At 72.6% G+C, this 24,478-nt stretch carries 28 protein-coding genes; 9 read left to right on the top strand and 19 right to left on the bottom strand.

What is annotated here, in order from left to right; genetic code table 11:
- Positions 1–2: 2 nt before the first annotated feature.
- On the bottom strand, positions 3–395 hold the full coding sequence (locus tag FHP29_RS06830; RefSeq protein WP_139622121.1) for a hypothetical protein: 393 nt from the start codon (positions 393–395) through the stop codon (positions 3–5).
- A gap of 63 nt (positions 396–458) precedes the next feature.
- Here FHP29_RS06830 and FHP29_RS06825 point away from each other — a divergent pair, with 63 nt between their 5' ends.
- Positions 459–1,226, top strand: coding sequence for an inositol monophosphatase family protein (locus tag FHP29_RS06825; RefSeq protein ID WP_139622120.1), 768 nt, complete (start codon positions 459–461; stop codon positions 1,224–1,226).
- 28 nt (positions 1,227–1,254) lie between these two features.
- On the opposite strand, the gene FHP29_RS06820 is transcribed toward FHP29_RS06825, so the two are convergent.
- From FHP29_RS06820 to FHP29_RS06810, 3 genes are all read right to left on the bottom strand, one after another.
- Complete coding sequence (locus FHP29_RS06820; protein ID WP_139622119.1) at positions 1,255–2,367, bottom strand: ABC transporter substrate-binding protein; 1,113 nt, start codon at positions 2,365–2,367, stop codon at positions 1,255–1,257.
- A gap of 210 nt (positions 2,368–2,577) precedes the next feature.
- Positions 2,578–4,092: an LCP family protein gene (locus FHP29_RS06815; protein WP_240044362.1), complete on the bottom strand. Its 1,515-nt coding sequence runs from the start codon at positions 4,090–4,092 to the stop codon at positions 2,578–2,580.
- Positions 4,093–4,147: 55 nt separating this feature from the next.
- Complete coding sequence (locus tag FHP29_RS06810; RefSeq protein ID WP_158296500.1) at positions 4,148–5,110, bottom strand: threonine ammonia-lyase; 963 nt, start codon at positions 5,108–5,110, stop codon at positions 4,148–4,150.
- A gap of 88 nt (positions 5,111–5,198) precedes the next feature.
- Here FHP29_RS06810 and FHP29_RS06805 point away from each other — a divergent pair, with 88 nt between their 5' ends.
- Positions 5,199–6,083, top strand: coding sequence for a LysR family transcriptional regulator (locus FHP29_RS06805; protein ID WP_139622117.1), 885 nt, complete (start codon positions 5,199–5,201; stop codon positions 6,081–6,083).
- Here the strand turns inward: FHP29_RS06805 and FHP29_RS06800 are convergent.
- The gene (locus FHP29_RS06800) at positions 6,076–6,579 is read right to left on the bottom strand and encodes an acyl-CoA thioesterase (RefSeq protein ID WP_139622116.1); all 504 of its coding nucleotides are present in this window, start codon (positions 6,577–6,579) and stop codon (positions 6,076–6,078) included. The two genes, FHP29_RS06805 and FHP29_RS06800, sit on opposite strands and share 8 nt — an antisense overlap.
- Before the next feature lie 23 nt (positions 6,580–6,602).
- Here FHP29_RS06800 and FHP29_RS06795 point away from each other — a divergent pair, with 23 nt between their 5' ends.
- Together FHP29_RS06795 and FHP29_RS06790 are read left to right on the top strand one after the other, a co-directional pair.
- Positions 6,603–7,784 (top strand): LCP family protein, encoded by a 1,182-nt coding sequence (locus FHP29_RS06795; RefSeq protein ID WP_139622115.1) that lies wholly within the window; start codon positions 6,603–6,605, stop codon positions 7,782–7,784.
- Positions 7,785–7,828: 44 nt separating this feature from the next.
- Positions 7,829–8,692 (top strand): crotonase/enoyl-CoA hydratase family protein, encoded by an 864-nt coding sequence (locus FHP29_RS06790; protein WP_139622114.1) that lies wholly within the window; start codon positions 7,829–7,831, stop codon positions 8,690–8,692.
- Between the two features lie 9 nt (positions 8,693–8,701).
- On the opposite strand, the gene FHP29_RS06785 is transcribed toward FHP29_RS06790, so the two are convergent.
- Positions 8,702–8,845, bottom strand: a complete 144-nt coding sequence (locus tag FHP29_RS06785) for a DUF1059 domain-containing protein (protein WP_139622113.1) — start codon at positions 8,843–8,845, stop codon at positions 8,702–8,704.
- 92 nt (positions 8,846–8,937) lie between these two features.
- Between FHP29_RS06785 and FHP29_RS06780 the strand changes: the two genes are divergently transcribed.
- Entirely contained in the window at positions 8,938–10,230 is a 1,293-nt protein-coding gene (locus FHP29_RS06780; RefSeq protein ID WP_139622112.1) for a glycoside hydrolase family 6 protein, read from the top strand.
- An 85-nt stretch (positions 10,231–10,315) separates the two neighbouring features.
- Here FHP29_RS06780 and FHP29_RS06775 read toward each other — a convergent pair whose 3' ends face one another.
- The 5 genes from FHP29_RS06775 to FHP29_RS06755 form a co-directional block, all read right to left on the bottom strand.
- Positions 10,316–10,852, bottom strand: coding sequence for an LPXTG cell wall anchor domain-containing protein (locus tag FHP29_RS06775; protein WP_205013925.1), 537 nt, complete (start codon positions 10,850–10,852; stop codon positions 10,316–10,318).
- A 95-nt stretch (positions 10,853–10,947) separates the two neighbouring features.
- Positions 10,948–11,724, bottom strand: a complete 777-nt coding sequence (locus FHP29_RS06770) for a class E sortase (protein ID WP_139622111.1) — start codon at positions 11,722–11,724, stop codon at positions 10,948–10,950.
- A 72-nt stretch (positions 11,725–11,796) separates the two neighbouring features.
- Positions 11,797–12,315 carry a hypothetical protein gene (locus FHP29_RS06765; RefSeq protein ID WP_158296499.1) on the bottom strand — a complete coding sequence of 173 codons (519 nt, stop codon included), beginning with the start codon at positions 12,313–12,315 and terminating at the stop codon, positions 11,797–11,799.
- Between the two features lie 235 nt (positions 12,316–12,550).
- A complete protein-coding gene (locus FHP29_RS06760; RefSeq protein ID WP_139622109.1) occupies positions 12,551–13,156 on the bottom strand; it encodes a hypothetical protein in 606 nt (201 codons plus the stop codon).
- Positions 13,157–13,256: 100 nt separating this feature from the next.
- A complete protein-coding gene (locus FHP29_RS06755) occupies positions 13,257–14,423 on the bottom strand; it encodes an acyl-CoA dehydrogenase family protein (protein ID WP_139622108.1) in 1,167 nt (388 codons plus the stop codon).
- A 73-nt stretch (positions 14,424–14,496) separates the two neighbouring features.
- Here FHP29_RS06755 and FHP29_RS06750 point away from each other — a divergent pair, with 73 nt between their 5' ends.
- A complete protein-coding gene (locus FHP29_RS06750) occupies positions 14,497–15,162 on the top strand; it encodes a TetR/AcrR family transcriptional regulator (protein ID WP_139622107.1) in 666 nt (221 codons plus the stop codon).
- Between the two features lie 38 nt (positions 15,163–15,200).
- Positions 15,201–15,617, top strand: coding sequence for a CoA-binding protein (locus FHP29_RS06745; protein ID WP_139622106.1), 417 nt, complete (start codon positions 15,201–15,203; stop codon positions 15,615–15,617).
- A 1-nt stretch (position 15,618) separates the two neighbouring features.
- On the opposite strand, the gene purE is transcribed toward FHP29_RS06745, so the two are convergent.
- The 6 genes from purE to FHP29_RS06715 form a co-directional block, all read right to left on the bottom strand.
- On the bottom strand, positions 15,619–16,107 hold the full coding sequence (gene purE, locus FHP29_RS06740) for a 5-(carboxyamino)imidazole ribonucleotide mutase (protein WP_139622105.1): 489 nt from the start codon (positions 16,105–16,107) through the stop codon (positions 15,619–15,621).
- Positions 16,108–16,238: 131 nt separating this feature from the next.
- Positions 16,239–17,417 (bottom strand): 5-(carboxyamino)imidazole ribonucleotide synthase, encoded by a 1,179-nt coding sequence (locus FHP29_RS06735; RefSeq protein ID WP_139622104.1) that lies wholly within the window; start codon positions 17,415–17,417, stop codon positions 16,239–16,241.
- Between the two features lie 27 nt (positions 17,418–17,444).
- Positions 17,445–17,771 (bottom strand): winged helix-turn-helix domain-containing protein, encoded by a 327-nt coding sequence (locus FHP29_RS06730; RefSeq protein WP_139622103.1) that lies wholly within the window; start codon positions 17,769–17,771, stop codon positions 17,445–17,447.
- 114 nt (positions 17,772–17,885) lie between these two features.
- A complete protein-coding gene (locus tag FHP29_RS06725) occupies positions 17,886–18,827 on the bottom strand; it encodes an adenylate/guanylate cyclase domain-containing protein (protein ID WP_139622102.1) in 942 nt (313 codons plus the stop codon).
- Positions 18,820–19,341, bottom strand: a complete 522-nt coding sequence (locus tag FHP29_RS06720) for a PH domain-containing protein (protein WP_139622101.1) — start codon at positions 19,339–19,341, stop codon at positions 18,820–18,822. Before FHP29_RS06720 ends, FHP29_RS06725 begins: the two co-directional genes overlap by 8 nt.
- Before the next feature lie 41 nt (positions 19,342–19,382).
- Positions 19,383–20,210, bottom strand: coding sequence for a biotin--[acetyl-CoA-carboxylase] ligase (locus FHP29_RS06715; protein ID WP_240044361.1), 828 nt, complete (start codon positions 20,208–20,210; stop codon positions 19,383–19,385).
- Positions 20,211–20,298: 88 nt separating this feature from the next.
- Between FHP29_RS06715 and FHP29_RS06710 the strand changes: the two genes are divergently transcribed.
- Both FHP29_RS06710 and FHP29_RS06705 read left to right on the top strand, forming a co-directional pair.
- The gene (locus FHP29_RS06710; RefSeq protein WP_139622099.1) at positions 20,299–21,969 is read left to right on the top strand and encodes a DUF885 domain-containing protein; all 1,671 of its coding nucleotides are present in this window, start codon (positions 20,299–20,301) and stop codon (positions 21,967–21,969) included.
- A 12-nt stretch (positions 21,970–21,981) separates the two neighbouring features.
- Positions 21,982–23,067: a DNA glycosylase AlkZ-like family protein gene (locus tag FHP29_RS06705; protein WP_139622098.1), complete on the top strand. Its 1,086-nt coding sequence runs from the start codon at positions 21,982–21,984 to the stop codon at positions 23,065–23,067.
- 25 nt (positions 23,068–23,092) lie between these two features.
- Here FHP29_RS06705 and FHP29_RS06700 read toward each other — a convergent pair whose 3' ends face one another.
- Positions 23,093–23,899: an inositol monophosphatase family protein gene (locus FHP29_RS06700; RefSeq protein WP_139622097.1), complete on the bottom strand. Its 807-nt coding sequence runs from the start codon at positions 23,897–23,899 to the stop codon at positions 23,093–23,095.
- Positions 23,896–24,378, bottom strand: coding sequence for a GNAT family N-acetyltransferase (locus FHP29_RS06695; RefSeq protein ID WP_139622096.1), 483 nt, complete (start codon positions 24,376–24,378; stop codon positions 23,896–23,898). Before FHP29_RS06695 ends, FHP29_RS06700 begins: the two co-directional genes overlap by 4 nt.
- Between the last annotated feature and the right edge of the window lie 100 nt (positions 24,379–24,478).

Genomic DNA, 24,478 nt, shown 5'->3' with positions numbered 1-24,478 from the left:
GGTCAGGATTCGTCGGTGAGCAGCGCGTCCGGGTCGAGCCGGGGCGGGATCGCCGCGAGCGCGGCCTGGACCAGCGCGGTGCGCGCCTTCACCTCGACCGCGCGCCGCAGCCGGCCGCGGCCACCCGGCAGGAGGCTCTCGACGACCTCGGCGACCCGGCGGTCGTCGTACGTCGGGCGGGTGCCGGGGGCGACGTCGACGTCGGGCAGGGCGACGAGGACGGGCAGCACCCGGTCGCCCAGGGCGTCGAGGATCTTGAACCGCTGGTAGCGGTCCATCTGCTCCCAGGCGGTGTCGACGTCGACGCCGCGCTTGCGGAAGCGGCGATCCGCGGCCAGCACGACCTTGGCCGCGCCCGCGAGTGCCGCGGTCAACTCGTGCTCGGTGAAGCGCATGTGCCCAGCCAACCCCACCAGCCCGCCGCTGTCCCACTGCGGGTGCCCCGTTACCGTGGCGCCGTGGACACCGCCGCCGTGCTGACCCTGCTCCAGGACGTCGCCGCGGAGGTGATCGACCCTCGGTTCCGCGCCCTGACCGACGACCAGGTCTCGGAGAAGAACCCGGGCGACCTGGTCACGGTCGCCGACCACGAGTCCGAGACGCTCATCACCGCGGCGCTGCAGGCCGCCTACCCGGACGCTCTCGTTCTCGGCGAGGAGGCGATGGCCGCCGATCCCGGGCTGCTGGAGCGCTTCGCGAGCGCCGAGCACGCCTTCACCGTCGACCCGGTCGACGGCACGAAGAACTTCGTCAACGGCTCCCCCGACCACGCGGTGATGGTCGCCGAGGTCCGCGGCGGCGAGGTGACCCGCGGCTGGATCTGGCAGCCGCAGCACGCGGCGTCGTACGTCGCCGAGCGCGGCGCCGGCGCCTGGCGCAACGGCGAGCGGCTGGGCGTGACGGTGGCCGGGGACGGCGTGCCGTTCCGGACCGCGCGTCGCTCGTGGGTCGGCCAGGAGCTCGACGGACTCGGCACGCTGGAGCTGACCTGGGCCTGCTGCGGCGTCGACTACCCGCACCTCATCGCCGGCGACGCCCAGGCACTCCTCTACAGCCGCTCCATGCCGTGGGACCACCTGCCGGGTTCGTTGATCCTCACCGAGGCCGGCGGCGTCGTCGGCCAGCACGACGGCACCCCCCTGGAGCCGCGGGCACTCGCCGGCGGCATCGTCGCCGCACCGGACCGGGCGACGTACGACGCCGTGGTGGCCGCACTGCCGCTGTGAGCAGTGCGGCCCTCGGGCACCCCCGGCGCTAGAACACCGGGCGGGCGCGCTCGTCGAGCGGCGGCAGGAAGTCGCGGCTGAACACCTGGTGGGGCGCCGGGGGGTGGGGCAGCCGGCACGCGTCGACGAGCAGTCGCACGCAGCTGTGCAGCCGCTCGTTGGTGACGTCCCCGATGCCGTGCACGAGCGTGTCCGGGTGGGCCATCTCGTTCTCGAGGGTGCCGAGGAGGCGGGGACCGTCGACGTCCCAGCGGAAGTCCGGCTTCTGCCGCTCCAGCGCGCGCAGGGCGGCGTCCGGATCCGCGTAGGTGTCGGCGATCCCGCGGTTGACGCCGGCGACGAAGGCGCGCACCGCGTCCGGGTGGTCGCGGATGAGGGAGGGCGCCACCATCAGGGCATTGCCGAAGAAGTCGGGGAGCACGTCGCGGTACTCGAGGAAGTCCAGCTCCTTGCGCCCGTCGATGCCGATGGAGGCCAGAGCGGCGATGATCGTGTTGACGAACCCGAACACGCCGTCGACGTGGCCGTCGACGACGTCCTTCGCCATGACGGACAGCGCCGCCGGGGAGCGCATGATCGAGAGGCGGCTCTCGTCGAAGCCGGCCCGGACGGCGTACGGCGAGAGGATCTCGATGGCGGTGTCCATCGAGTTGCCCGTGATCACCTTGCCCTCGAGGTGACGAGGCTTGCGGATCCGACCACCCTTGCGCACGCCGATCGTCAGCGGGGTGGCGCTGAAGGTCATGTGCACGGCGACCGGGCTCTCGTGCGGGCGCATGGCGGCGACCTTCACCAGCGACCCGAAGTCGCCGTAGCCGGCCTCGTATCCCTGCACCGCCATCACGGGGACCGAGCCCGAGGCACCCGCCCCGGCGACGAACTGGACGTCGAGTCCGGCGTCGGAGAAGTAGCCGCGCTCCTTGGCCAGGCAGAAGAACGCGTGCGGTCCGCTGAGGCCGGAGTTCAGCAGGAGGCGGATGGTGAGCGGTGCGGCGCCTGCGGCGGTGGTCGCGGCGGCGGCTGCCGCGCCGGAGGTCGCGGCGGTGGACGGCGAGGCGAGGGCGACCGGGAGCGCGCCCGCGGAGGCCACGATGGCCGCCGATCCCATCGTCTTGAGCATGCCGCGTCGGGTCTGTTCCATCGAGTGCCTCCAGCTGGGTGGGGTCGGCGGAGGCGCGCGAAGGAAGGGTCGCCGGCGGCAGCACACCGCCGCGGCCAGCCGGTGTGCGTCACAGCCAGTGGATCGGTGCGCGAGCGTAGCGCAGATCACAGATCCGCAGACAGACATGTCGCTCGATCTTCTCCGACGAGCGCGACCCGGACCGCGTCCGGAAGGGATGGGCCGGTGGTGCTAGCAGGCCGCCGCGACGTCGTCGGTCTCGTTGGCCGTGTAGCCGCCGTTGCGGGAGCCGAGCGAGCCGCCGGTGACGGTGCCGGGCTGGTCCTCCGACTGCTCCGCCGGCTGCTCCTCGGACTTCGGCGTCTCGGCGGGCTCGTCGGTCGGCTTCTCCGCGGTCTTGCCGCCGGACTTCTCGGCTGCCTTGCGCGCCTTCGGGTCGCCCTCGGCCCGGTCGATGGCGTTGCGGATCATCTGGTGGACGAGGTCGATGTCCGGGTCGGCGGTGTCGATGCGCGGCGGCACCAGCGAGACCGAGGAGATCTTCTGGGTGCGGGCGCGCATCGCGAGCTGGACGAAGTCGCTCAGGGCTCCGCCGGGGATGTCGGTCTGGATCATCGCGCTGGACGCCTTGGCGATCTCCTGGAAGTTGGTCAGCGCCTGGGCGGGGCTGACCTGGGCGACGAGGGCGGAGAAGACGCACTTCTGGCGCGCCATGCGCGAGTAGTCGTCGGAGCCCTCGCGGGCACGGGCGTACCAGAGCGCGTCGTGCCCGTTGAGCTTGCGCCGGCCCGGCTCGATGTAGCCGGTGACGTCCTTGCCGAGGCCACCGACGGGGATCCGCTGCCGGACGTTGAGGGTGACTCCGCCGAAGGCGTCGACCAGGCGCTCGAAGCCGCGCATGTTGACCATGACCCAGTAGTTGATGTCCAGGTCGGTGATGCCCTCGATGGCCGAGACGGTGGCGTCGATGCCCGGGTGCTCGGAGCCCTTGAAGAGCTCGGTGTGGTCGCCGACCCAGGTGCTGACGCCGTTGAGATAGCAGCCGTCGCAGTCGAAGCCCTTGGGGAACTGCTCGGCCATCACGCTGCCCCTGCGGAACGGGAAGTTCTGCATGTTGCGGGGCAGGCCGATCATCACGGTGCGGCCCGTGGTGGCGTCGACGGACGCGACCGTCATCGAGTCGGTGCGCAGGCCCCAGCGGTCGTTGCCGGAGTCGCCGCCGATGAGCAGGATGTTGTAGCGACCGTGATGGGCGGTGCCCAGCTCGCCGTCGGCGAACATCGTCAGCCACTCGCGCTGGGCGGCCGCGAGGTGGGCGCCGAAGAGCATGGTGCCAGCCACCGAGAAGCACAGGAGGCCGTTGACCCCGACGACCGCGCGCCGGTGGGGCAGGCGCAGGCTGAGCGGCTGGCCGATCCGCCACGCGTCGACGAAGAGCGCCGCCCAGCCGATCGCGCCGACGATGAGGTAGAGCCGGATCGCCAGCATCACCGTCGGGCTGAACGCCAAGGTGAGCACGACTCCCTTGTCGAACCAGCTCCACGCGGCCAGGAGGAGCAGCGTGCCGAGCGAGAACAGCCAGATCCGCAGCGCGAGCCGTCCGACGGCGCGGTTGCCGGCGAGCAGCTGGGCGGACCCGGGGACGACGAGGGTGAAAGCCATCAGGGTCAGCGCCCGACGGAAGCGCACCCGGGCCGCACGTTCGTCGACGGCGATCCGCTCGTCGAGGAGTCCGGGCTGAGGCACCCGCCCAGTATCACCAGTCCCACGCGTCACTCCGGTGGCGACGCGCCGCGACCTCTCAGGCGGCTGCGACCGATCCGGCCAGCCGGGCGATCTCGTCGGCCGAGGCGTTGGCACCCGTGCAGACCACGGCGACCGCTCCCTGCACCCCGGTCGCCACCGCGCCGGCCAGCGACGCGGCGCCGGCTCCCTCGGCGAGCGTGTGCGCGCAGGTGGCGAGCAGCCGCGCGGCCGCGTCGATGGCGTCGTCGTCGACCAGGACGAAGTCGTCGAGCCGCTCACGCAGGATCGCCTGGGTGCGCGGGTAGCCGGTGGTCGTGGCCAGTCCGGCCGCCCGGGTCGTCGCGGGCGCGGTCTCGATGGTGCCGCTGCGCCAGGACCGCCAGCCCGCGGGAGCGGCCGAGGACTGCACGCCCACGATCCGGCACTGCGGCGCGAGGGCGTCGCGCACCAGGCACGCTCCGGCGGCACCGGTGCCGCTGCCGACCGGCACGAACAGGGTGTCGAGGTCGGGGGCCTGGGTGAACAGCTCGAGGTACGCCGTCGCGTGCCCCAGGACGATCCGCGGATCGGTCGGGCAGATGAAGGAGGCGCCGGACTCGCGCGCGCGGGCCCGAGCGTGCTCGGCGGCCTCGCCGAGGCTGCCGCCGGCGAGGACCACCTCGGCTCCCAGCGCCCGCACCGCGTCGCGCTTGGCGACGGGGGCGCCGGCCGGCATCACGATCGTCGCGGGTACGCCGGCCAGCCGGGCGCCGTACGCCACCGACTGCGCGTGGTTGCCGGTCGAGCAGGTGACCACGCCGTGGGCGCGCTCGGCGTCGGTGAGGCGTGCCGAGAGGTGCACGCCGCCGCGGACCTTGAAGGCGCCGGTCGGCAGGACGTTCTCGTGCTTGACCAGCACCGGGCGGCCGAGGGCCTGGTCGAGCAGGGGGTGCGACTGCAGCGGCGTGGCGGACAGCTCGCGGGACACGATCTCGGCGGCGGTGAGGACTCCGGCGAAGGTGAGGTCGTGGGAGGTCATGGAGCCATCGTCGGGCACCGCACACTCATCGGTCCAATAGTTCCTTTCGCTGTGTTCCATCGACACCATCGAAGGATAGGCTCGGGCCATGATCGACCTCCGCCGCCTCGAGGCACTGGTCGCCGTGCATCGCACCGGCTCCGTGTCGGCCGCGGCCGCTCACCTGCACTACGGGCAGCCGACCATCTCCCACCACCTGCGCCGGCTCGAGGCCGAGACCGGCAGCGTCCTGCTCCAGCGGGTCGGGCGCGGCATCCGGCTCACCCCGGAGGGCGAGCGCCTGGCTCGCCGCGGCGAGGAGATCCTCGGCCTGCTCGCGCGCGCCGAGGCCGAGCTCGCCGCCACGACCAGCCTGCAGTCGGGTCGGGTCCGGCTCGCCGCGTTCCCTTCGGGCGCCGCGACCCTGGTCCCCGACGCGCTCGCTCTCCTGGCCACCCGCCATCCCGGCGTCCGGCTCGACCTGGTCGAGGCCGAGCCGCCCGAGGCCTACGAGCTGCTGCGCTCGGGCGAGATCGACCTCGCCCTCACCTTCGCCTATCCCGAGCAGCCCGAGCCCGAGCAGATCACCTCGGTGCCCGTGTTCGACGACCCGCTCCATCTCGTCACGCCGGCGTCCGCGGCCCCGCCGTCCGGCCCGGTCGACCTCGGCGCCTATGCGGAGAGCGGGTGGATCACCGGCTGCGAGCGCTGCCGCCGCGAGCTCCTCAGCCTGTGCGCGGAGGCCGGGTTCGCCCCCGCCATCGCCTTCGCGAGCGACGACTACGTCGCCGTGCAGTCCCTCGTCGCCAGCGGGCTCGGGGTCACCGTCCTGCCCGGCCTGGCGCTGCGCGCCCACCAGCACCGCGACGTCGTACGACGCCCGCTGGCCGCGCACCGCCGCGTGCAGCTCTCGACCTACGGCGCTCCCCCGCGCCCGGCGGTGGTCGACGCGGTCGCCGCCGCGATCACCGAGGTCGGGGCGCGGGTCAGCTGATCCGGCCGGCGTCGATCTCCCGGCGGCGCGCGAGCCGGTGGGCCCGCCGGATCTCGGCCTCCCGCATCCGGCGGCGGTCCCCGTCGGTCTCCGGCTCCAGGGCCGGCACCGAGCGGGCCGCGCCGGCCCCGTCGATCGCCACGAAGACGAAGTAGGCGGACCCGACGTGGCGCAGCTCGGTCGCGGCGTCCCACGGCTGGGTCTCGATCCGGACCCCGATCTCCATCGACGACGATCCCACCCAGTTGACCTGGGCGTAGGTGCGCACGATGTCGCCGACCCGGACCGGCTCGAGGAAGGCCATCTCGTCGAGAGCCGCCGTGACGGCGGGCCCGCCGCTGTGCCGCTGAGCGACGACCCCGGCGGCGGAGTCGGCGAGCTTGACGATCTCACCGCCGTGGATGTTGCCCAGCAGGTTGGCCTGGGCGCGCGAGGTCACAGCGGCCAGCTCGATGCGGGAGTACGACGGCGTGCGTGCCGCGACGATTTCGCTCACGGGCTGACGGTAGCGTCCTCGGCATGGCAGGGCGTGGCAACAGCACCGGCGGTCCGGACGAGGAGGACTTCGACTGGGTCTACGGCTCCGGGTCGCAGACCGGCGGCCGCGGCTCGAGCCCCGACCCCGAGCCCACGCGGCGCATCCCCGTGCAGCGTCGCCCCGGGGCGACGCCGCCCCCTCCTCCACCGCCGCGCCTGCCCCCGGCCCAGCAGTTCGCCGGCTCCTCCGAGCCGCCGTCGAGCCCGCCGCGACGCAGCCGCTGGTCGCGCCCGCGCACCTACGTGCGCCTCGTGATCCTGCTCCTGGTCCTGTGGCTGGCCTTCCTGGTCGCCGTGCCCCTCGTCGCCTGGAACCGCGTCGACAAGGTCGACTTCGAGCCGACCGCCGGGCGCCCCGACGAGCAGCCGGGCACGACCTACCTCCTGGTCGGCAGCGACTCGCGCGCGGGCCTCTCGGCCGAGGAGCGCAAGCGCCTCCACACCGGCGACGCCGCCTCCGAGCTGACCGACACCATCCTCCTGCTCCACACCGGCGACGGGCCCACCACCCTGGTCTCGATCCCGCGCGACTCCCCGCTGGAGATCCCCGGGTTCGGCGTCTCCAAGGTCAACTCCGCCTACGCCAAGGGCGGCACGCCCCTGCTCGTCCAGACCCTGGAGAAGGCGACCGGCCTGCGCATCGACCAGTACGTCGAGATCGGCTTCGGCGGCCTCGTCGGTGTCGTCGACGCCGTGGGCGGCATCGAGATCTGCCCCAAGAAGAGGATCAAGGACAAGGACTCCGGCCTCAACGTCAAGAAGGGCTGCCAGGAGGCCGACGGCGCGACCGCGCTCGCCTACTCGCGGGCGCGCAAGTTCAGCCCGATCTCCGACCTGGCCCGCGTCCAGCAGCAGCGCGAGGTCATCGCCGCGGTCGGCGACAAGGTGCTCTCGCCGTGGTCGGTGATCGATCCGGTCCGCTGGTGGCGCCTCAACGGGTCGGTCCCCGACTTCTTCCGCTTCGGCAAGAGCACCGGCCCCGTCGACGCCGGACGATGGGCGCTGGCGATGACGAAGGTGAAGAAGTCCTGCACCGTCCCCGTCGCCCGCGCCGACGCCACCTGGGACACCGAGCGCGCGAAGCAGCTCTTCGGCAAGGTCGCCGCGGACGACACCGCCTCGATCACCGACGACCTCTGCACGGCCACCGGCCTCGCCCCCTGAACCGCCCCCGAACCGACCGCTCAACCGCTCTCGAGAGGACCCCTGTGTACGAGACCCTGACCTGGCAGGTCGACGACGACGGCATCGCCACGTTGACCCTCCACCGGCCCGACGCCCTCAACGCGTTCGACCTCACCATGGCGCGCGAGCTGCTCCAGGTCTTCCTCACCGACGCTCGCGACGACGCCGTGCGAGCGGTCGTCGTGACCGGCGCCGGGCGCGCCTTCTGCGCGGGCATGGACCTGTCCGCCGACGGCAACGTCTTCGGGCTGGACGAGAGCCTCGCCCCGACGCCCGAGGAGTTCCGTGCGGCCTACGACGAGCCGCCGTACGCCGACGGGGTCCGCGACACGGGAGGCAAGGTCACGCTGGCGATCCACGCCCTCCCGAAGCCGGTCATCGCCGCGATCAACGGCCCCGCCGTCGGCATCGGCGCCACCATGACCCTGGCGATGGACCTGCGTCTGGCCTCGACCAAGGCGCGGATCGGGTTCGTGTTCGGGCGCCTCGGGATCGTGCCCGAGGCGTGCTCGACCTGGTTCCTGCCGCGGATCGTGGGGATCCAGCAGGCGCTGGAGTGGGTCTACTCCGCCGAGATCCTCACCGCCGAGCAGGCGCACGCCGGCCGGCTGGTGCGCAGCGTGCACGAGCCCGACGACCTGCTGCCCGCGGCGTACGAGCTCGCGCGGTCCTTCGTCAAGGACCGCTCGCCTGTCGCCCTGGGCCTGGCCAAGCAGATGCTGTACCGCAACGGCGCTGCCGCCGACCCGCTCGAGGCGCACCTCACCGACTCGCTCGCGATGTTCTGGACGTCGATCGGCGACGGCAAGGAGGGCGTCGCGGCGTTCCTCGAGAAGCGCGCGCCGAGCTTCACCGGCAAGGCGTCGCAGCTGCCGCGCATCGTGTGATCTCGAGGATCACATCGCCATGAAGAGGATCTCCTCGCGGCTGTACTCCCGCCCGGGGTGCTCGGCCGCGAGGTGCTCCTGCACCTTCTCGACCAGCTCGTCGTCGGTGTCGGCGCGCAGGGTGGTGTCGCAGGGGCAGCGCAGCGAGGGCATCGGGACCTCCGGGGACGGCGAACAGGAACGCGTTCCAGTGTAGGGCTCCGGCGACTTCGGGACACGGGACCGTTCGGTTAGCCTCGACGGCGATGCGCAGCCCTGGAGCCCCCGTCCGCCGTCCCCTCGCGACGCTCGTCGCCGTCCTCGCGACCGTGGCGCTGGCCGGGTGCGCCGAGCAGGAGCCCGGCTCCGCGGAGCCGGCGGCCGCCGTACCGTCGACAGCGCCGCCCACGACCGCGGCCCCCACGCCCGCGCCGGCACCGCCCGCGGCCGAGCAGCCGAAGACCGCCCTCCCCCACGTGCAGCGCACGCAGCGGCCGTACGTCAGGGACAAGGAGGTCTGGCAGAAGGCGCAGCCGGCCCACCTGCAGAACCTGAAGAACCCGCTCGCCGAGCGTCGCTGGGGCGTCTACCAGGGCGACCTCGAGCAGACCTGGCGTGCCTACGAGTCCGCCGGCGGGGAGACCAAGCGGCTGTTGGGCAAGATCGCGCTGCGCCCGAAGTCCCTGTGGATGGGCGACTGGAGCGGCTCGCCGGACCAGATCGGCTCGGTCGTGCGGGAGTACGTCGAGAACGCCTCGGGCGGCAACCCGAAGGTCCTCGTCCAGCTCGCGATCTTCCGGATGAACCCCTGGGAGCACGCGGTGTGCGGCGGCCGCGCCCCGTCCGGCGGCGCGCAGGACGAGTACCGACGCTGGATCGCCAACGCCGCCCGCGCCCTCGGCCGCCAGCACGCCGCGATCATCCTGCAGCCGGACCTGCCGTTCTGGTGGTGCTCCAACCGCGCCGTGACCAGCTCGCTGATCAAGTACGCCGTGAAGACCTTCTCGGCCCAGCCCCACACCAGCGTCTACCTCGACGCGGGGGCCGCCGACTGGAGCAGCACCCCGCAGGTGGGCGCTCCCCGCGCCTCCCAGGCCGCCGACCTGCTGATGGCCAACGGCATCGAGGACGCCCGCGGCTTCGCCCTCAACGCCACCCACTACGTCGGCACCGAGGAGTCCGTCGCCTACGGCGCCGACCTGGTCCGGATCCTGCGCGAACGCGGCGTCAAGGGCGTCCACTTCGTCGTCGACACCGCCCAGAACGGCAACGGCATGATGTGGCCGGAGGTCGAGGCCCAGGGCGCGCGGGTCAACGACAACGCCCGCGTCTGCGGCTCGACCTCGGACCGCCGCGGCTGCGTCACCCTCGGCATCCCCCCGACCTCCCGCGTCGGCGACGAGCGCTGGGGCCTGTCGAAGGAGACCAGCCGCGAGGCGAAGAAGTACGTCGACGGCTTCCTCTGGTTCGCCCGCCCGTGGCTGTTCATGCAGGCGAACTGGCGCGGCCACGACCGGGCCCTCGCCATGGCCGGCAGCACGTCCTGGTTCGCGCCCTGAGGCTCGCACCTGGGACGGGAACCGGTCCGAGAAGCACTCCGGCCGCCCCCGAGGGGACGGCCGGAGCAGTGGTTCGGGTGCGGCGTCAGGCGGCGATCGGAGCGCGCCGGCGACCGTAGCCGACGCTGCCGGCGCCGACCGCGACCAGAGCGCCACCCAGCACGAGCCAGAGCAGGTCGGGGCCGCCGGTGTTGGGCAGCCCGCCGCTCTGGTCGCCGCCACCGCCGGCGGCGCCGATGCGGAAGCGGGTGTCGTCGGAGGACGGGAGGAACAGCGCGGCGTCGTCGGGCGAGAGCGCCGCGCGGGCGAGGTAGCCGCCCTTGGGCAGGCGGGGACCCTCGACCCGGACCGGCTTGTTCGTGAAGTGCACCGTGGTGCGGAACACCGGCTCGGCGTCCGCGGCCGAGGTGACCGTGACCGCGATCTTGCCGGCCGGCGGGGTCGGGTAGTTGGCGCTCGCCCGCACCTCGAGCACGATCGGCTCGCCGGGCTCGGCGGTGATGACCTGGATGTGGGTCACCGTCGGGATCTTGACGGTGTAGCCGTCGGCATTCGCGGGCGCCGCGGGCGCGACAGCGAAGGCGGCGGCCAGCATGGCGAGAGCAGCCAGCAGCTTGGGCACGTGTCCTCCTTGAACTTCCCCATGCAACGACCCGGCGTGTTCAAGTTGACGGGTGGTGCGCTGCGGCCAGCGTAGTGCAGGGGGCCTCGGCGCTCTCACCCAGTCGCCGAATCCCCTGCGGGGGTCGACCCGACCAGATGCCCGAACACCACGGACCGGTTGTCGGTGTGGAAGATCTCCGAACAGGTCAGCAGCGTGATCAGGTGATCGCCCGCGTCGGCCGGTGGCTCGGTGCCGCCCGACGGGTTGTCCGGCGCGGCATCGAGGACCCAGGTCTCGGTGAAGGGGATGATCAGGTCCTCCCCGCCCGTGTCCAGGACGTAGGTGTAGGTCGCGGCGCGGGTCTCGACGATCACCGTGTCGCCCGGCTCGAGGGAGGGGAGCTCGGCGAAGGGCTCGCCGTGCGTGACCCGGTGCCCGGCGAGGACGTAGTTGCCGGCGGCTCCGGCGTCCGCGGTGTTGGCCATGTGGCCGACTCCGGAGGCGAGCACCCCGGGACTCGAGCCCTCGAGGACGGGGACCGCGTAGTCCTTGCCGAACCGGGGGATGCGCAGGATCGCCGTGGCGTTGCCGAAGTCGGTGCGTACGACGTCCTGGCCGTCGTCCCAGCCGGCGGTGATCGCGCGCCGCACGTCGTCCTGACGCTGATGGGACTGCCAGTTCGTGCCCCAGAACTGCCAGGCGACCCAGCCGAGCACGGCGAGGCCGGCGGCGATCAGGCCACAGCCCATCCAGAACGAGACCCGCCTCCGGGTGGGCACCGGGGCGTCACCGCCCGCGGCGCCGGACGGTCGTGAGCGACGCCGGCGTACCCGCTGGGCTCGGTGGCCGCTGGTGTCGCCGGACTCGTGGGGCGCGTCGGTCTGCGTCATGGGGGGTCCCTCCTCGCGGGGCCATCGCGTCGGACGGGCCCCATCCCATCCAACGCGATGTGGGCGCGGGCGTCACGCCCGGCGGCGCCCCCGCTCGACGAGTCCGCCACCGGTCACCACCAGGCCGACCCCGGCCAGCAGGAAGCCCAGGTGCGGGCCACCGGTGTTGGGAAGTCCACCTGCCTGACCGCTTCCGCGCTGGGCGCCGATGTGGAAGCGCACGCTGTCGCGGCACCCGGAGAACCGGGCCGGGTCGTCGGGCACGAAGACCGCCCGCGCCCGGTGCTCACCCGCCGCCAGTCGCGGACCACGCACCTCGACCGCGACGCCGTCGTACCGGACCTTCTTGGAGAAGTGGTCGTCGACGCCGACCGTCACGGTGCCCCGCGGCTGCACGCTCCCGGCCACGCTCACCTGGACCCGGACCACCACCCGGGCGCCCACGACCTTGGGCGGCACGCTCACCCGGCACGACGTCGGCAGCGCCGGCGTGTAGGGATCGGCCGACGCGGGGCTCCCCCAGCCCGCCAGGGCGAGCAGGAACGCGAGGGATGCCGTCACGGCACTCCCCAGGACCAGGTAACGACGCATCTAGACCCCATCTCCCGAAAGATGAACACGGACGCTTCGCCCATCGCCCCGGTGGATGGGCGAATCTCCTGTTCAACTCGGCGCCGTGACAAGTGTTACGCCGGGATCCGGAAAATTTTGCCGTCTGGGTGTGACGCGGAGTCACGGGTTCTGCTAACGGGCGCCGCGCGCTCCCTCGGACGACGAGCGCCCCGCAGCCCGTGGGGCTGCGGGGCGCTCACGCGCGGGGCGTGGGTCAGCGAGCGGTCTTGACCGCGACCTTCAGCAGCTTGACCGCCGGGTCCAGGGACGGAGCGGTGGCGTCACCGGAGATGGCCGTGACGCTGACGACCTTCTCGCCCTTGCGGGCCAGCAGGGTCTGGCCTGCGACGGTGAAGCCGGTCGTGCCCTGCTGGGTGGTCAGCCCGACGCGCTGGTCGGTGCCCTTGAGCTTGAACTTGAACGCGGTCGAGGTGAAAGTGAGGCTCATCTTCTGGAACTGGCACGCCATGATGTCGGCGGCCTTCTTCAGGTACGCCTTGGCCCGGGTCGCCGACTTGAACCGGATGGCCGACACGGTGACCGACGGCGTGGCGGCGGCCGGTGCGGAGGCGCTGTAGAGCGCGGCGGTGGACTTGGCGCCCTTGACCACCTTGGCCGGCAGGCAGTCGTCCGTCTGGGGCGTAGCAGAGACCACGGTCGGCGTGACGCCGGCCAGGTGCGGGTAGACCGCCGCGACCTTCGCGGGGCTGGGGACCTTGGGGGCCTTCGCGGCCGCGTCGGCGGGGCCGACCGTCAGGCCCACCAGGGCGGCGGGGACGATGACGGCGATGAAGGCCTGGCGGAGCCGGCGCATCTGCATGGAGGTTCTCCTCGAGTGAAGCGTGTGGGTACGTCGGGCCGGACTGTACGGCCCGCGGGGCGCCTCGCCCTCATCGGCAACCCCGCCCGAGCGACCGCGCTCAGATCGTGCTCTGGACTCCGGCCAGGAGCTGGCGGGCCATCACGATCCGCTGGACCTGGTTGGTCCCCTCGTAGATCTGGGTGATCTTCGCGTCGCGCATCATCCGCTCGACCGGGTAGTCGCGGGTGTAGCCGTAGCCGCCGAGGACCTGGACGGCGTTGGTCGTCACCTCCATCGCGACGTCGGAGGCGAAGCACTTGGCGGCCGCGCCGAAGAAGGTGAGGTCGCTGTCACCGCGCTCGGAGCGGCCGGCGGCGGCGTAGGTCAGCTGGCGGGCCGCCTCGACCTTCATGCCCATGTCGGCGAGCAGGAACTGCAGACCCTGGAAGTCCGCGACGGGCTTGCCGAACTGCCGCCGCTCCTCGGCGTAGCCGAGCGCGTAGTCGAGCGCGCCCTGGGCGACGCCGACCGCCTGCGCGGCGATGGTGACGCGGGTGTGGTCGAGGGTCCTCATGGCGTACTCGAAGCCCGCGCCCTCCTCGCCGATGATCCGGTCGCCGGGGATCCGGACGTGGTCCAGATAGACCTCGCGGGTCGGGGAGCCCTTGATGCCGAGCTTCTTCTCGGGCGCACCGAAGGACACCCCCTCGTCGGACTTCTCGACCACGAAGGCGGAGATGCCCTTCGAGCGCGCGTCGGGGTCGGTGGTGGCGAGCACGGTGTAGAACTCCGACTCCCCCGCGTTGGAGATCCAGCGCTTGGTGCCGTTGAGCACCCAGTCGTCGCCGTCGCGCACCGCGCGCGTGCGCTGGTTGGCCGCGTCGGACCCGGCGTCGGGCTCGGAGAGGCAGTAGGAGAAGCCCTCGCCGGCGGCGAGGCGGCTGAGGTAGTTCTTCTTCAGCTGCTCCGATCCCCCGATCAGGACGGGCAGCGAGCCGAGCTTGTTGACCGCGGGGATGAGCGAGGCGGAGACGTCGGCCCGCGCGATCTCCTCGATGACGAGCACCGTGGCGAGGGCGTCGGCCCCGGCGCCGCCGTACTCCTCGGGGACGTGGGGCGCGTGGAAGTCGGCCGCCAGCAGGGCCTCGGCCGCCTCGCGGGGGAAGCGGGCCTCCTCGTCGACGGCGGCGGCGAAGGGGGCGACCTTCGCGTCGCAGAGGGCACGCACCGCCTCGCGGATGGCTCGGTGCTCCTCGGACAGGGCGTACATCGGGTGGTCGCTCATGGCCGCTCCCTCATCTCGTTGGTACTGAGTATCGTAGATGCGAGACTCCGTATCGTCCAGTTAGGCTCGGCCCGTGCCCGCCACCGCTCGCGACCGCCTCGTCGCCGCCGCCTTCGAGCTCTTCGCCGGCCAGGGGTACGACGCCACCACCGTCGACGACATCGCGGCCCGCGCCGGGACCGGTCGGAGCACCTTCTTCCGGCACTTCCGCACCAAGGACGACGTCGTCCTGCCCGACCACGAGGCCCTTCTGGGGCGCGTCGACGAGCGCCTGGCGACGGCCTCGCCGGCCGGACGCGCGCTCGCTCTGCGCGAGGCGGCGGGGATGGTCCTGGCGCACTACCTCGCCGAGGGCGACACGGCCCGCGCCCGGTACCGGCTCGCGAGCACGGTGCCCGCGATCCGCGATCGGGAGATCGCGAGCGTCCAGCGCTACGTGCGCCTCTTCGGCAGGCACGTGCACGGCTGGCTCGACGCTGAGCCGGACGGCCCGCTGCGCGCCGAGCTGGTCGCCTCGGCGGTCGTCATCGGGCACAACCACGTGCTCCGACAATGGCTGCGGGGGGCGATCGACGACCCGGCGACCGTCGAGGCCCTGGTCGAGCGCGCCCTCGACCACGCCGTCGCCCTCCTCGAGGGCACCACCTCCACCGGGGCTCCCACGATCGTGATCACCGACGGGGCGCACGACGTCGAGCAGGTGGTGCGCCGGGTGCGCGAGGCGCTCCGCGGAGCGTGAGCGGGAACAACGCGGGCGGGCTGCGCATTGGGCTCCCCATGAGCCACCCCGCGCACCTCGACCCCGCCGTCATCGACCAACTGCTCGACGACACCACGACCTGGGCGGTCGTCGGGCTCTCCGGCAACCCCGGCCGGACGGCGTACCGGATCGCGGCCCTGCTCCAGCAGCGCGGGAAGAGGATCGTGCCGATCCACCCGTCCGCGCCCGTCGTCCTCGGCGAGCAGGGCTACGCGACGCTCGCCGACGTGCCCTTCCCGATCGACGTGGTCGACGTGTTCCGTCGCTCCGAGGACGCCGGGCGGTTCGCCGACGAGGCCGTCGCGGTCGGCGCCGCGGGCGTGTGGTTCCAGCTCGGCGTCGTCGACGAGGCGGCGTTCGAGCGGACCCGGGCGGCCGGCGTACCGATGGTCATGGACACCTGCCCGGCCATCGAATGGGCGAACCGCGGCTGAGCTACTGGTCGCGGACGACCGCGCCCTTCGCTTCGGCGGCCAGCTTGAGCTCGGCCTGGAAGTCCTTCATCTGCCGCTGGAGAGCCGGATCGGTCGCCGCGAGGATGCGTACGGCGAGCAGGCCGGCGTTGCGCGCGCCGCCGATCGCGACCGTCGCGACCGGGACCCCCGCGGGCATCTGCACGATGGAGAGCAGGGAGTCCATGCCGTCGAGGTACTTCAGCGGCACCGGCACGCCGATCACCGGCAGCGGGGTGACCGCCGCGAGCATGCCGGGCAGGTGGGCGGCGCCGCCGGCGCCGGCGATGATCACGGAGAGTCCCCGGTCGGCCGCGTCCTGCCCGTAGGCGAGCATCTCGGCCGGCATCCGGTGCGCCGAGACGACGTCGGCCTCGTAGGACACTCCGAACTCCCGCAGCGCCTCGGCCGCGGCCTTCATCACCGGCCAGTCGGAGTCCGAGCCCATCACGATGCCCACACGCGCAGTCATGGGCCGAGCCTAGGGGCTGGGGCGGGCTGTCATGTAACTCGGTGTTCGTGCGACTACCACGGTGGCCTGACGCGTCAGGACACCGTGGTAGATGGCGTAACACCGAGTTACATGGCCGGGCCGGCCCCGCGCTACTCGCTCTCGTCGCCGAGGTCGCCCCGGAACCAGGCGGCGGCGTGGCGGCCGCGCTCGAGGCAGTCGTCGAGGTCGTCGCCGTAGACGTTGACGTGGCCGACCTTGCGACCGGGGCGCAGGTCCTTGCCGTAGAGGTGCACCCGCAGCTGCGGGTCGCGGGCGAGGGCGTGCGGGTAGCCGTCGTAGAGGCGTCCGACGTCGGGGTCGTCGCCGCCGAGGATGTTGACCATCACGGTCCAGCGCGCCCGCGGCGCCGGCGAGCCGAGCGGCAGGTCGAGCGCGGCGCGCAGGTGGTTCTCGAACTGGCTGGTGACCGCGCCGTCCTGGGTCCAGTGGCCGGTGTTGTGGGGGCGCATCGCGAGCTCGTTGACGAGGACGTGGCTGTGCCCGTCGGCGTCGACGGTCTCGAACAGCTCGACGGCGAGGATGCCGGTGACGCCCAGCTCGCCGGCGATCCGGAGCGCGAGCTCCTGGGCGGCGGTCGCCGCGGACGGCTCGAGGTCGGGCGCGGGGGCGATCACCTCGCGGCACACGCCGTCGACCTGCAGCGTCGCGACGACCGGGTACGCCGCGGCCTGGCCGCTCGGTGCGCGGGCGACCAGCGCGGAGAGCTCACGGCGGAAGTCGACGAGCTCCTCGGCGAGCAGCCGCACGCCGGTCTCGGCGGCCGCGGCGAGCGGCTCGGCGGCGTCGGCGAGGGTGCGTACGACCCAGACCCCCTTGCCGTCGTACCCGCCGCGGGAGACCTTGAGGACGCACGGGAGGCCGAACTCCGCGACGTCGGTCTCGGCGGAGACCACCGCCCAGCGGGGCTGGGGGGCGCCGAGACGGGCCATGGCCTCGCGCATCACGATCTTGTCCTGCGCGTGGACGAGCGCCTCCGGGCCGGGGTGGGCGGTGACGCCGTCGGCGGCGAGCGCACGCAGGTGCTCGGTCGGGACGTGTTCGTGGTCGAAGGTGACCACCGAGCAGCCCTCGGTCACGGCGCGCAGGGTGGCGAGGTCGCGGTAGTCCCCGACCATCTGGTCGGGGATGACCTGAGCGGCCGAGACGCCCTCGGCCTCGGCCAGCAGGCGCAGAGGTACGCCGAGCGCCACCGCGGGCGGGGCCATCATCCGGGCGAGCTGGCCGCCGCCGATCACGGCGATCCGGGGAGCGGGTTCGGTCGTCGACACGGCCGAACCTTACAAACTCGGTTTGTATTACGCCGAACTTGTGGCGTCGGCAGCGACGCCGAGCTCGAAGCGCAGGCCCTGGCCGCGGATGGTGGTGATCAGCTGCGGCTGGCGGGTGTCGTCCCCGAGTTTGCGCCTCACCCACCCCAGGTGGACGTCGATCGTCTTCGACGACGTCCAGAATGTCACGCCCCACACATCGCGCATCAGCTCTTCACGGCTGACGACCGACCCCGCGCGCACGATCAGCGCGTGCACCAGGTCGAACTCCTTGCGCGACAACAGGATCTCGCGGTCCCCACGCCACGTGCGCCGGGTCGACGGGTCGACCCTGACGTCCTGCACCTCGATCACATGGGTCAAGGTAAGGACGCAGCAGCCCTCCGCGACGCGAAACGGCGAGAATTTTGCCTTGAGAGGGGACCCCAAAAAGCACCGCTGACCAGCACCTTCGTCGTCCTGCTGAGGTCAGGCTCGCCTGAGCGCGACCGGCTCGACGACGCCGAACCCACGCACCGGGCGGGCCGGCAGCGGGCGTGCCTCGACCTGCTCCGGCGGCAGCAGATCGGCCGTGGCGTGGTCGACGATGATCCGGTTGCGCCGCGCCACCTGGGTCAGCCGGGCCGCCAGGTTGACCGGCGGTCCGAACACGTCGCCCATCCGCAGCACCACGCCGCCGGTGGCGAGGCCGACCCGGACGTCGGGCATGCGCGGGTCGCGGCCGATCACGTTGATGATCCCCTCGGCGGTGGTGAACGCCGCCATCGGGTCGTCGTTCACGAACAGCACGGCGTCGCCCATGCTCTTGATCAGCCGACCCTGCTCGCGGGCGATGACGTCGCCGCAGCGGGCCTCGAAGACCTCCACCAGCTCGCCGATCCGCTCGCGCGAGACCTCGTTGGAGAGGGCCGTGAAGCCCACGATGTCGGCGAATCCGACGCTCAGGTCGGTGGTGTGGGGATTGTCGTCGAGCGCGCGCACCGCCTCCATCCGCGCGATGGCCGCGGCGAGATGGCGGCGCCAGGCGTAGACGAGCAGGTCCTCGAAGCGCTCGCCGAGGCGGGCCGTCACCCACGCGCCCGGGTCCTCGGCGTCCTCCGGCGCACCGTCGGCGACGTGCTGCACGAGCTCGCCGACCTCCCAGTCGGCCAGCCGCGCCATGGTGATGCCGATCCCCCGGGTGACGTTGAGCGCGACCTCCGGCAGGACCACCTCCTCGCCCGGTCCCTGCGCGAGGATCCGCATCGCGGCGACGTCCGCGCTGGTGTAGGCGGGCTCGTCGCCGTGCTCGGCGAAGCCGAGGGTGCGGAAGAGCCGTCGGGTGAGGTCGAGCGACAGGCCGGCCTGCTCGGCCACCTCCGCCGCGGTGAGCTGGGGCTGGGAGGTTCGCTCCGGCCCCCTCTCAGACACCTTCGTCCCTGCGGGGAGCCGGCCCGCTGTGCAGCTCGTGGAGCAGCTCGTTGAGCTGGCGCTGGGTGGCCTCGACGTGCGGGATGTCGTTGAGCCGGACGGTCCCGAAGGTCGAGGCGTCGGCGATGACCAGGCTGCCGCAGCCGAACGGCCGGTCGATGAGGTTGATCTCGATCGAGATGTCGCTGACCCGCGCCAGGGGGATGTCGTGACCACGGCGGGTCAGGATGCCGTTGCGGGTGATCAGCCGCCGGTCCGTGAACGCGTGCACGGTGGTCAGCCAGATCAGGAAGGGGCGGACCGAGAGCCACAGGATCCCGAGGACGACCAGCACCCACACGATCAGCGTCAGCACGCGCTGGAATCCGGCGTCGTCGAGGACGACCTGAGCGGCGACGCCGACGGCGAGCAGCACGACGAGCGCGAGGATCGGCCCGAACAGCGCCTTGGGGTGCTGACGGGTGCTGACGATCAGGCGCTCACCGGGGTTGAGCAGCTTCTTCGAGATGGCCACGGGGCGATCATCCCATCAAAGCCCCGCGGCTGTGCCGCGGATCAGCTCGACGTGGGGCGGACGTGGACCACGTCGCCCGCACCGACCCGCTCGCTGCCGTCGGCGGTGGTGACCACGAGCCGACCGTCGTCGTCGATGTCGGTGGCGCGACCGAGCAGCTCCCCGCCGCCGGGCAGCTCGACCCGGACGTCGCGCCCCAGGGTGGCGCAGTTGGAGCGGTACGACGTCGCCAGGCGGGTGGTGCCCTGCTCGCCGCCGGCCTGCCACACGTCGTACCCCTCGCGGACGGCGGCGACGACGTCGAGCAGCACCTGGGTGCGGTCGGGCGTGCCGGGACCGGCGACGGCGAGGCTGGTGGCGGTCGGCACCGGCAGCTCGTCGGCCGTCATGGAGACGTTGATCCCCACGCCGACGACCGCGGCCGGACCGGTGGGCGTCTCGATCCGCTCGACGAGGATGCCCGCCACCTTGCGGCCGTCGGCGAGGAGCACGTCGTTGGGCCATTTGACCTGGGCGTCGTGGCCGAGCGCGGTGATCGCCTTGGCGACGTTGTGGCCGACCAGCAGCGGCAGCCACGGCCACGAGGCCGGGGGCACGGTCGGGCGCAGCAGCAGGGAGAACGTGACCGCCGTCCCGGGCGGCGTCTCCCAGGTGCGGTCGAGACGGCCGCGACCGGAGGACTGGTGGTCGGCGACGACGACCAGTCCCTCGTGGGCGCCCGCGCGAGCGCGCTCGGCGGCGATCTCGTTGGTCGAGGGCGCCTCCGCGATCAGCTCGAACGCGAGATCCGGGGTCAGGTCGGACACGTCGCCGAGACGATCGCCGTCGAGGGGTCCACGGGTGGGCGTCGAGGTGGATCCGGAAGTCACGGCTCCTACCCTGTCAGGCCGGCGTCGTGACCACCAGCCGACCCGCGAGGGGCCGCCGGTGTCGGGCCCGCCTCCTAGGCTCACCCCCATGACGCGACTCGTGGACGCACGCACCGACCGGTTCGTCGAGGAGCTCGCCGCGCTCGACCCGCTCACGGCGACGTTCGCCGGCATCGCGGGCCATGAGGGCGAGCTGCCCGACCTCTCCCCCGACGGCTTCGCCGCCAGCGAGGAGCTGCATCGGCGCGCACTCGCCGACGTCGCCGCGCTGGACGCGGTGGACGAGCGCGAGGAGGTCGCCAAGGCGGCCTTCCTCGAGCGGGCGGGGCTCACCGTCGAGCGTGCCGAGGCCGGGGTGGAGCGCGGCGAGGTCTCGGTGATCTCGAGCGCGATCCATGCCGTGCGCGAGGTGTTCGACGTGATGCCGACCGACAGCGCCGAGCACTGGGACGCGATCGGCGCGCGCCTCGCCGCCGTGCCCGCCGCGCTCGACGGCTACCGCACCACCCTCCTCGACGAGGCCGCGGCCGGGAGGGTCTCGGCGAAGAGGCAGTACGCCGAGGTGGCCGGCCAGGTGCGGGGCTGGACCGGGCAGGAGGGTGCCGCCGGGGACTACTTCGCCGCGGTCGTCGCCGATGCCCCCGCCGCGCAGCGCGAAGCCCTGAGCGCCGCGGCCGCGAGCGCCTCGGCGGCGTACGCCGAGTTCGGGCGCTTCCTCGAGACCGACCTGCTCCCGCGCGGTCGCGACGTCGACGGAGTGGGTCGCGAGCACTACGCGCTGGCCTCGCGCTACTTCCTCGGCGCGAGCGTCGACCTCGAGGAGACCTACCGCTGGGGCTGGGAGGAGCTCAAGCGGATCGAGGACGACATGGCCGTCACGGCGCAGCGGGTCGTCCCCGGCGGGACCCTCGCCGACGCGGTCGCTGCGCTCGACGCGGACCCGAGGCGCGACTGCGGCAGCCGCGAGGCGTTCCAGGCGTGGATGCAGGAGAAGTCCGACGCGATCCTCGCCGACTTCGACGGTGTCCACTTCGACATCGCCGAGCCGATCCGCACCCTGGAGTGCAAGGTGGCGCCGGTCAACGACGGCGGCGCCTGGTACACGCCTCCGTCCGAGGACTTCTCCCGGCCCGGCACGATGTGGTTCTCCTTCACCGACGACCACGAGCGCTACTCGACGTGGCGCGAGACGACGACCGTCTTCCACGAAGGGGTGCCGGGCCACCACCTGCAGTGCGCCCAGGCCGTCCACCGCGCCGGCCTCCTCAACCGCTGGCAGCGGCTGCTGTGCTGGGTCAGTGGGCATGGCGAGGGCTGGGCGCTGTACGCCGAGCGGCTGATGGACGAGCTCGGCTACTTCGCCGACCCCGGCGACCGCCTCGGCTTCCTCGACATGCAGGGCTTCCGCGCCGCGCGGGTCGTGGTCGACATCGGCGTCCACCTCGGACTGTCGGTCCCGAAGGACAACCCGTTCGGCTGGCGGCCCGGCGAGACCTGGACCGCCGACCTGGTCTACGAGTTCATGCGCGCGCACTCCCGGATGGACGACGGCTCGCTGCGGTTCGAGGTCAACCGCTACCTCGGCTGGCCGGGCCAGGCGCCGTCGTACAAGGTCGGCGAGCGGACCTGGCTCGACGCCCGGGCCGACGCGCAGGCCCGCCACGGTGACGCCTTCGACCTCAAGGCCTTCCACACCGCCGCGCTCGACCTCGGCGCGCTCGGTCTCGACCCGCTGCGGGCCGCGCTGGCCCGCATCTGAGGGGGCGCGAGCGTGATCCGGCTCGACCGGGAGCAGGCCCGCCGGATCGCCGTCCGGGCACAACTCCTCGACGCGCAGCGTCCGCTGTCGCTGGTCTCCGTGGTCGACCAGCTCACGCTGGTGCAGATCGACCCGACCACCGCCATCGTCCGCAGCGCCGACCTCGTCGCCTGGTCGCGGCTCGGCGACGCCTACGACCCCTCGGACCTGGTGTTCGCGCTGGAGACCGAGCGCTCCCTGACCGAGCACGTCACCTTCATCCGCACCATGGACGACATCGGCATCCACCTCGCCGTCGCCGACGAGTGGATCCATCCGTCGACGACCGCCTGGGTGGCCGCCAACCCGGGCTATCGCGAGCGGCTGCTCGCGCACCTGCGCGACGAGGGTCCGCTGACGCCGTCCGCCCTCCCGAACGATCCCGAGGTGCCGTACGCCTCGACCGGGTGGAACGACGACAAGAACACCCAGCGGATGCTCGAGGTGCTCTGCCTGCGCGGCGAGGTGGCCGTCGCCGGCCGCCAGGGCCGCAGCCGTCGGTGGGACCTGGCCGAGCGGGTCTATCCCGAGGACCTCTACCGCCCGGGGCCCGACGAGGCACGTCGCCTGCGCGACGAGCGTCGCCTCGCCTCCCTCGGCATCGCCCGCGCCAAGCCGATGCGCTCCCCCGGCGAGCCGTCCGCGATCGGCGAGCTGGGCGAGACCGTCGAGGTCGACGGCGTCCCGGGCACGTGGCAGGTCGACCCCGACGCGCTGGCCGCCTCGGCGGAGTCCTTCGAGGGCCGCTGCGCCTTCCTCTCCCCCTTCGACCGGCTGGTCTACGACCGCGACCGCGCGCTCGACCTCTTCGGCTTCGAGTACGTCCTCGAGATGTACAAGCCGGCCGCCCAGCGCCGCTGGGGCTACTTCGCCCTCCCCATCGTGTACGGCGACCGGTTGGTCGGGAAGCTCGACGCCAAGGCCGACCGCAAGGCCGGCGTCCTGCGTGTCAACGCGATCCACGAGGACTTCCCGTGGGACCCCGAGATCGGCGACGCCGTCGACGAGGAGCTCACCGCTCTGGCGACCTGGCTCGGCCTCGACCTCGGCCGGACCTGAACGGGCTCACACGCCTGCGGCCACTTCACTGATGGGCCCATGCTTCGACGTGGGGCTCGACGATGCTCAGCAGTCGATGGTGAGTCGCGGCATCGGCTCCGATGATCAGGCCGCGCCCCGTGCCGACCTCGGCGCCACCGAGGTCGGTGACGACGCAGCCCGCGGCGCGACACAGCTCGATCCCGGCAGCGAAGTGCACGTTGTCGATGAGATGCCCGTCGCTGACGTAACCCGCGCGCCGCCCGGCCGCCACCCACGCGACGGCGAGCGTGGTCGACACGACCCGAGGGCCGAAGGCTGCGCGGAAGGCGGCGTCGATCACCTGCGCACCAAGGAACGGACGGTCGAGTGGGCCATCGCAGTTGACGTCGACGAGTCGAGAGGCCGGCGACGGAGACATTGCGATGTCGGCCCCGTCCGGAGTCCTGATCATGGCTCGCTCACCGTCGCTCCAGAACACCTCGCCGGCGATCGGATCGGCCACGGCCGCGGCCACGATGCGCGAGTCGTCGACCAGCGCGACGTTGACGGCCGCCAACGGCGTCCGGGCAGCGAAGTTGAGCGTCCCGCAGAGTGGGTCCACAAGCCATCGGCGGGTCGTCGCGGTACCTCCGCTGCGGCCGGTCTCCTCGCCCTCGACGGCATCGCCGGGGAAGGCTGCGGTGATCACATCGAGGATCGCGCGTTCCGCATCGATGTCCACGTTCGTGGCGAAGTCGATGCCGGACTTCGCGCGGATGATCAGCGCTCGGCCGTAGGCGGCCCGGACGACCGCGGCCCCTGCTCCGACCGCCGTCAAGGCGATCTGGACGTCGCGCGACAGCGCACTCATGTCGGCTTGTCTGACGCAGTGAGGTCTGTCCCGAAGACGAGCGCGGGACCGCCGTGAGCGTGGACCTCGCGCTCGAGCGCGAGTCCGATCTTCGTCGCAACCCGCTGCGAGGCGATGTTGCTCGGCCGGATGATCGCGACCAGATGACCGATGCCGGCGTCCCGTGCGGCGGCGCGCACGGATCGCGCCGCCTCGGATGCGTACCCCTGGCCCCGAAGAGGCGTGCGCACGTGCCAACCGACTTCGACCAACTGGTCTCCTTCGACGTCCTGCATCGTCAGGCCGCAGTCGCCCACGAAGTCTCCCGCGTGGGTCTCGATCACCCACAGACCGAATCCGTGCTGGCGGTAGTTGCGGAGGGTCCATGCGATCCAGCCCGCTGGACCTCGGGTTCCGCCGATCTCCAGCGTCGCGATCTCCGCCAGGTCGTCCGCGGTCATCTCACGAAACCGCAGGCGCGACGTCGGCGCTGGCAGCATGGTCCAACTCTAGGGTGGCGCGCACGTCCGGGCCTCGCGGTCGGTGTCGGTCCTCCGCTCCCACCGATCGGCTTCCCCTGTGCACAGGCGGGATTCCGGT

This window comes from Nocardioides albidus (assembly GCF_006335005.1).
Classification (GTDB): domain Bacteria; phylum Actinomycetota; class Actinomycetes; order Propionibacteriales; family Nocardioidaceae; genus Nocardioides; species Nocardioides albidus.
Note: the sequence above shows the minus strand (reverse complement) of the source record. Positions and strands in the feature narration are given on the sequence as shown.

Coding starts and splice junctions, on each gene's coding strand:
- FHP29_RS06830 (WP_139622121.1), bottom strand. CDS start 395: ATGCGCTTCACCGAGCACGAGTTGACCGCGGCACTCGCGGGCGCGGCC.
- FHP29_RS06820 (WP_139622119.1), bottom strand. CDS start 2,367: ATGGAACAGACCCGACGCGGCATGCTCAAGACGATGGGATCGGCGGCC.
- FHP29_RS06810 (WP_158296500.1), bottom strand. CDS start 5,110: ATGACCTCCCACGACCTCACCTTCGCCGGAGTCCTCACCGCCGCCGAG.
- FHP29_RS06805 (WP_139622117.1), top strand. CDS start 5,199: ATGATCGACCTCCGCCGCCTCGAGGCACTGGTCGCCGTGCATCGCACC.
- FHP29_RS06795 (WP_139622115.1), top strand. CDS start 6,603: ATGGCAGGGCGTGGCAACAGCACCGGCGGTCCGGACGAGGAGGACTTC.
- FHP29_RS06785 (WP_139622113.1), bottom strand. CDS start 8,845: ATGCCCTCGCTGCGCTGCCCCTGCGACACCACCCTGCGCGCCGACACC.
- FHP29_RS06780 (WP_139622112.1), top strand. CDS start 8,938: ATGCGCAGCCCTGGAGCCCCCGTCCGCCGTCCCCTCGCGACGCTCGTC.
- FHP29_RS06770 (WP_139622111.1), bottom strand. CDS start 11,724: ATGACGCAGACCGACGCGCCCCACGAGTCCGGCGACACCAGCGGCCAC.
- FHP29_RS06765 (WP_158296499.1), bottom strand. CDS start 12,315: ATGCGTCGTTACCTGGTCCTGGGGAGTGCCGTGACGGCATCCCTCGCG.
- FHP29_RS06760 (WP_139622109.1), bottom strand. CDS start 13,156: ATGCAGATGCGCCGGCTCCGCCAGGCCTTCATCGCCGTCATCGTCCCC.
- FHP29_RS06755 (WP_139622108.1), bottom strand. CDS start 14,423: ATGAGCGACCACCCGATGTACGCCCTGTCCGAGGAGCACCGAGCCATC.
- FHP29_RS06745 (WP_139622106.1), top strand. CDS start 15,201: ATGAGCCACCCCGCGCACCTCGACCCCGCCGTCATCGACCAACTGCTC.
- purE (WP_139622105.1), bottom strand. CDS start 16,107: ATGACTGCGCGTGTGGGCATCGTGATGGGCTCGGACTCCGACTGGCCG.
- FHP29_RS06710 (WP_139622099.1), top strand. CDS start 20,299: ATGACGCGACTCGTGGACGCACGCACCGACCGGTTCGTCGAGGAGCTC.
- FHP29_RS06700 (WP_139622097.1), bottom strand. CDS start 23,899: ATGAGTGCGCTGTCGCGCGACGTCCAGATCGCCTTGACGGCGGTCGGA.
- FHP29_RS06695 (WP_139622096.1), bottom strand. CDS start 24,378: ATGCTGCCAGCGCCGACGTCGCGCCTGCGGTTTCGTGAGATGACCGCG.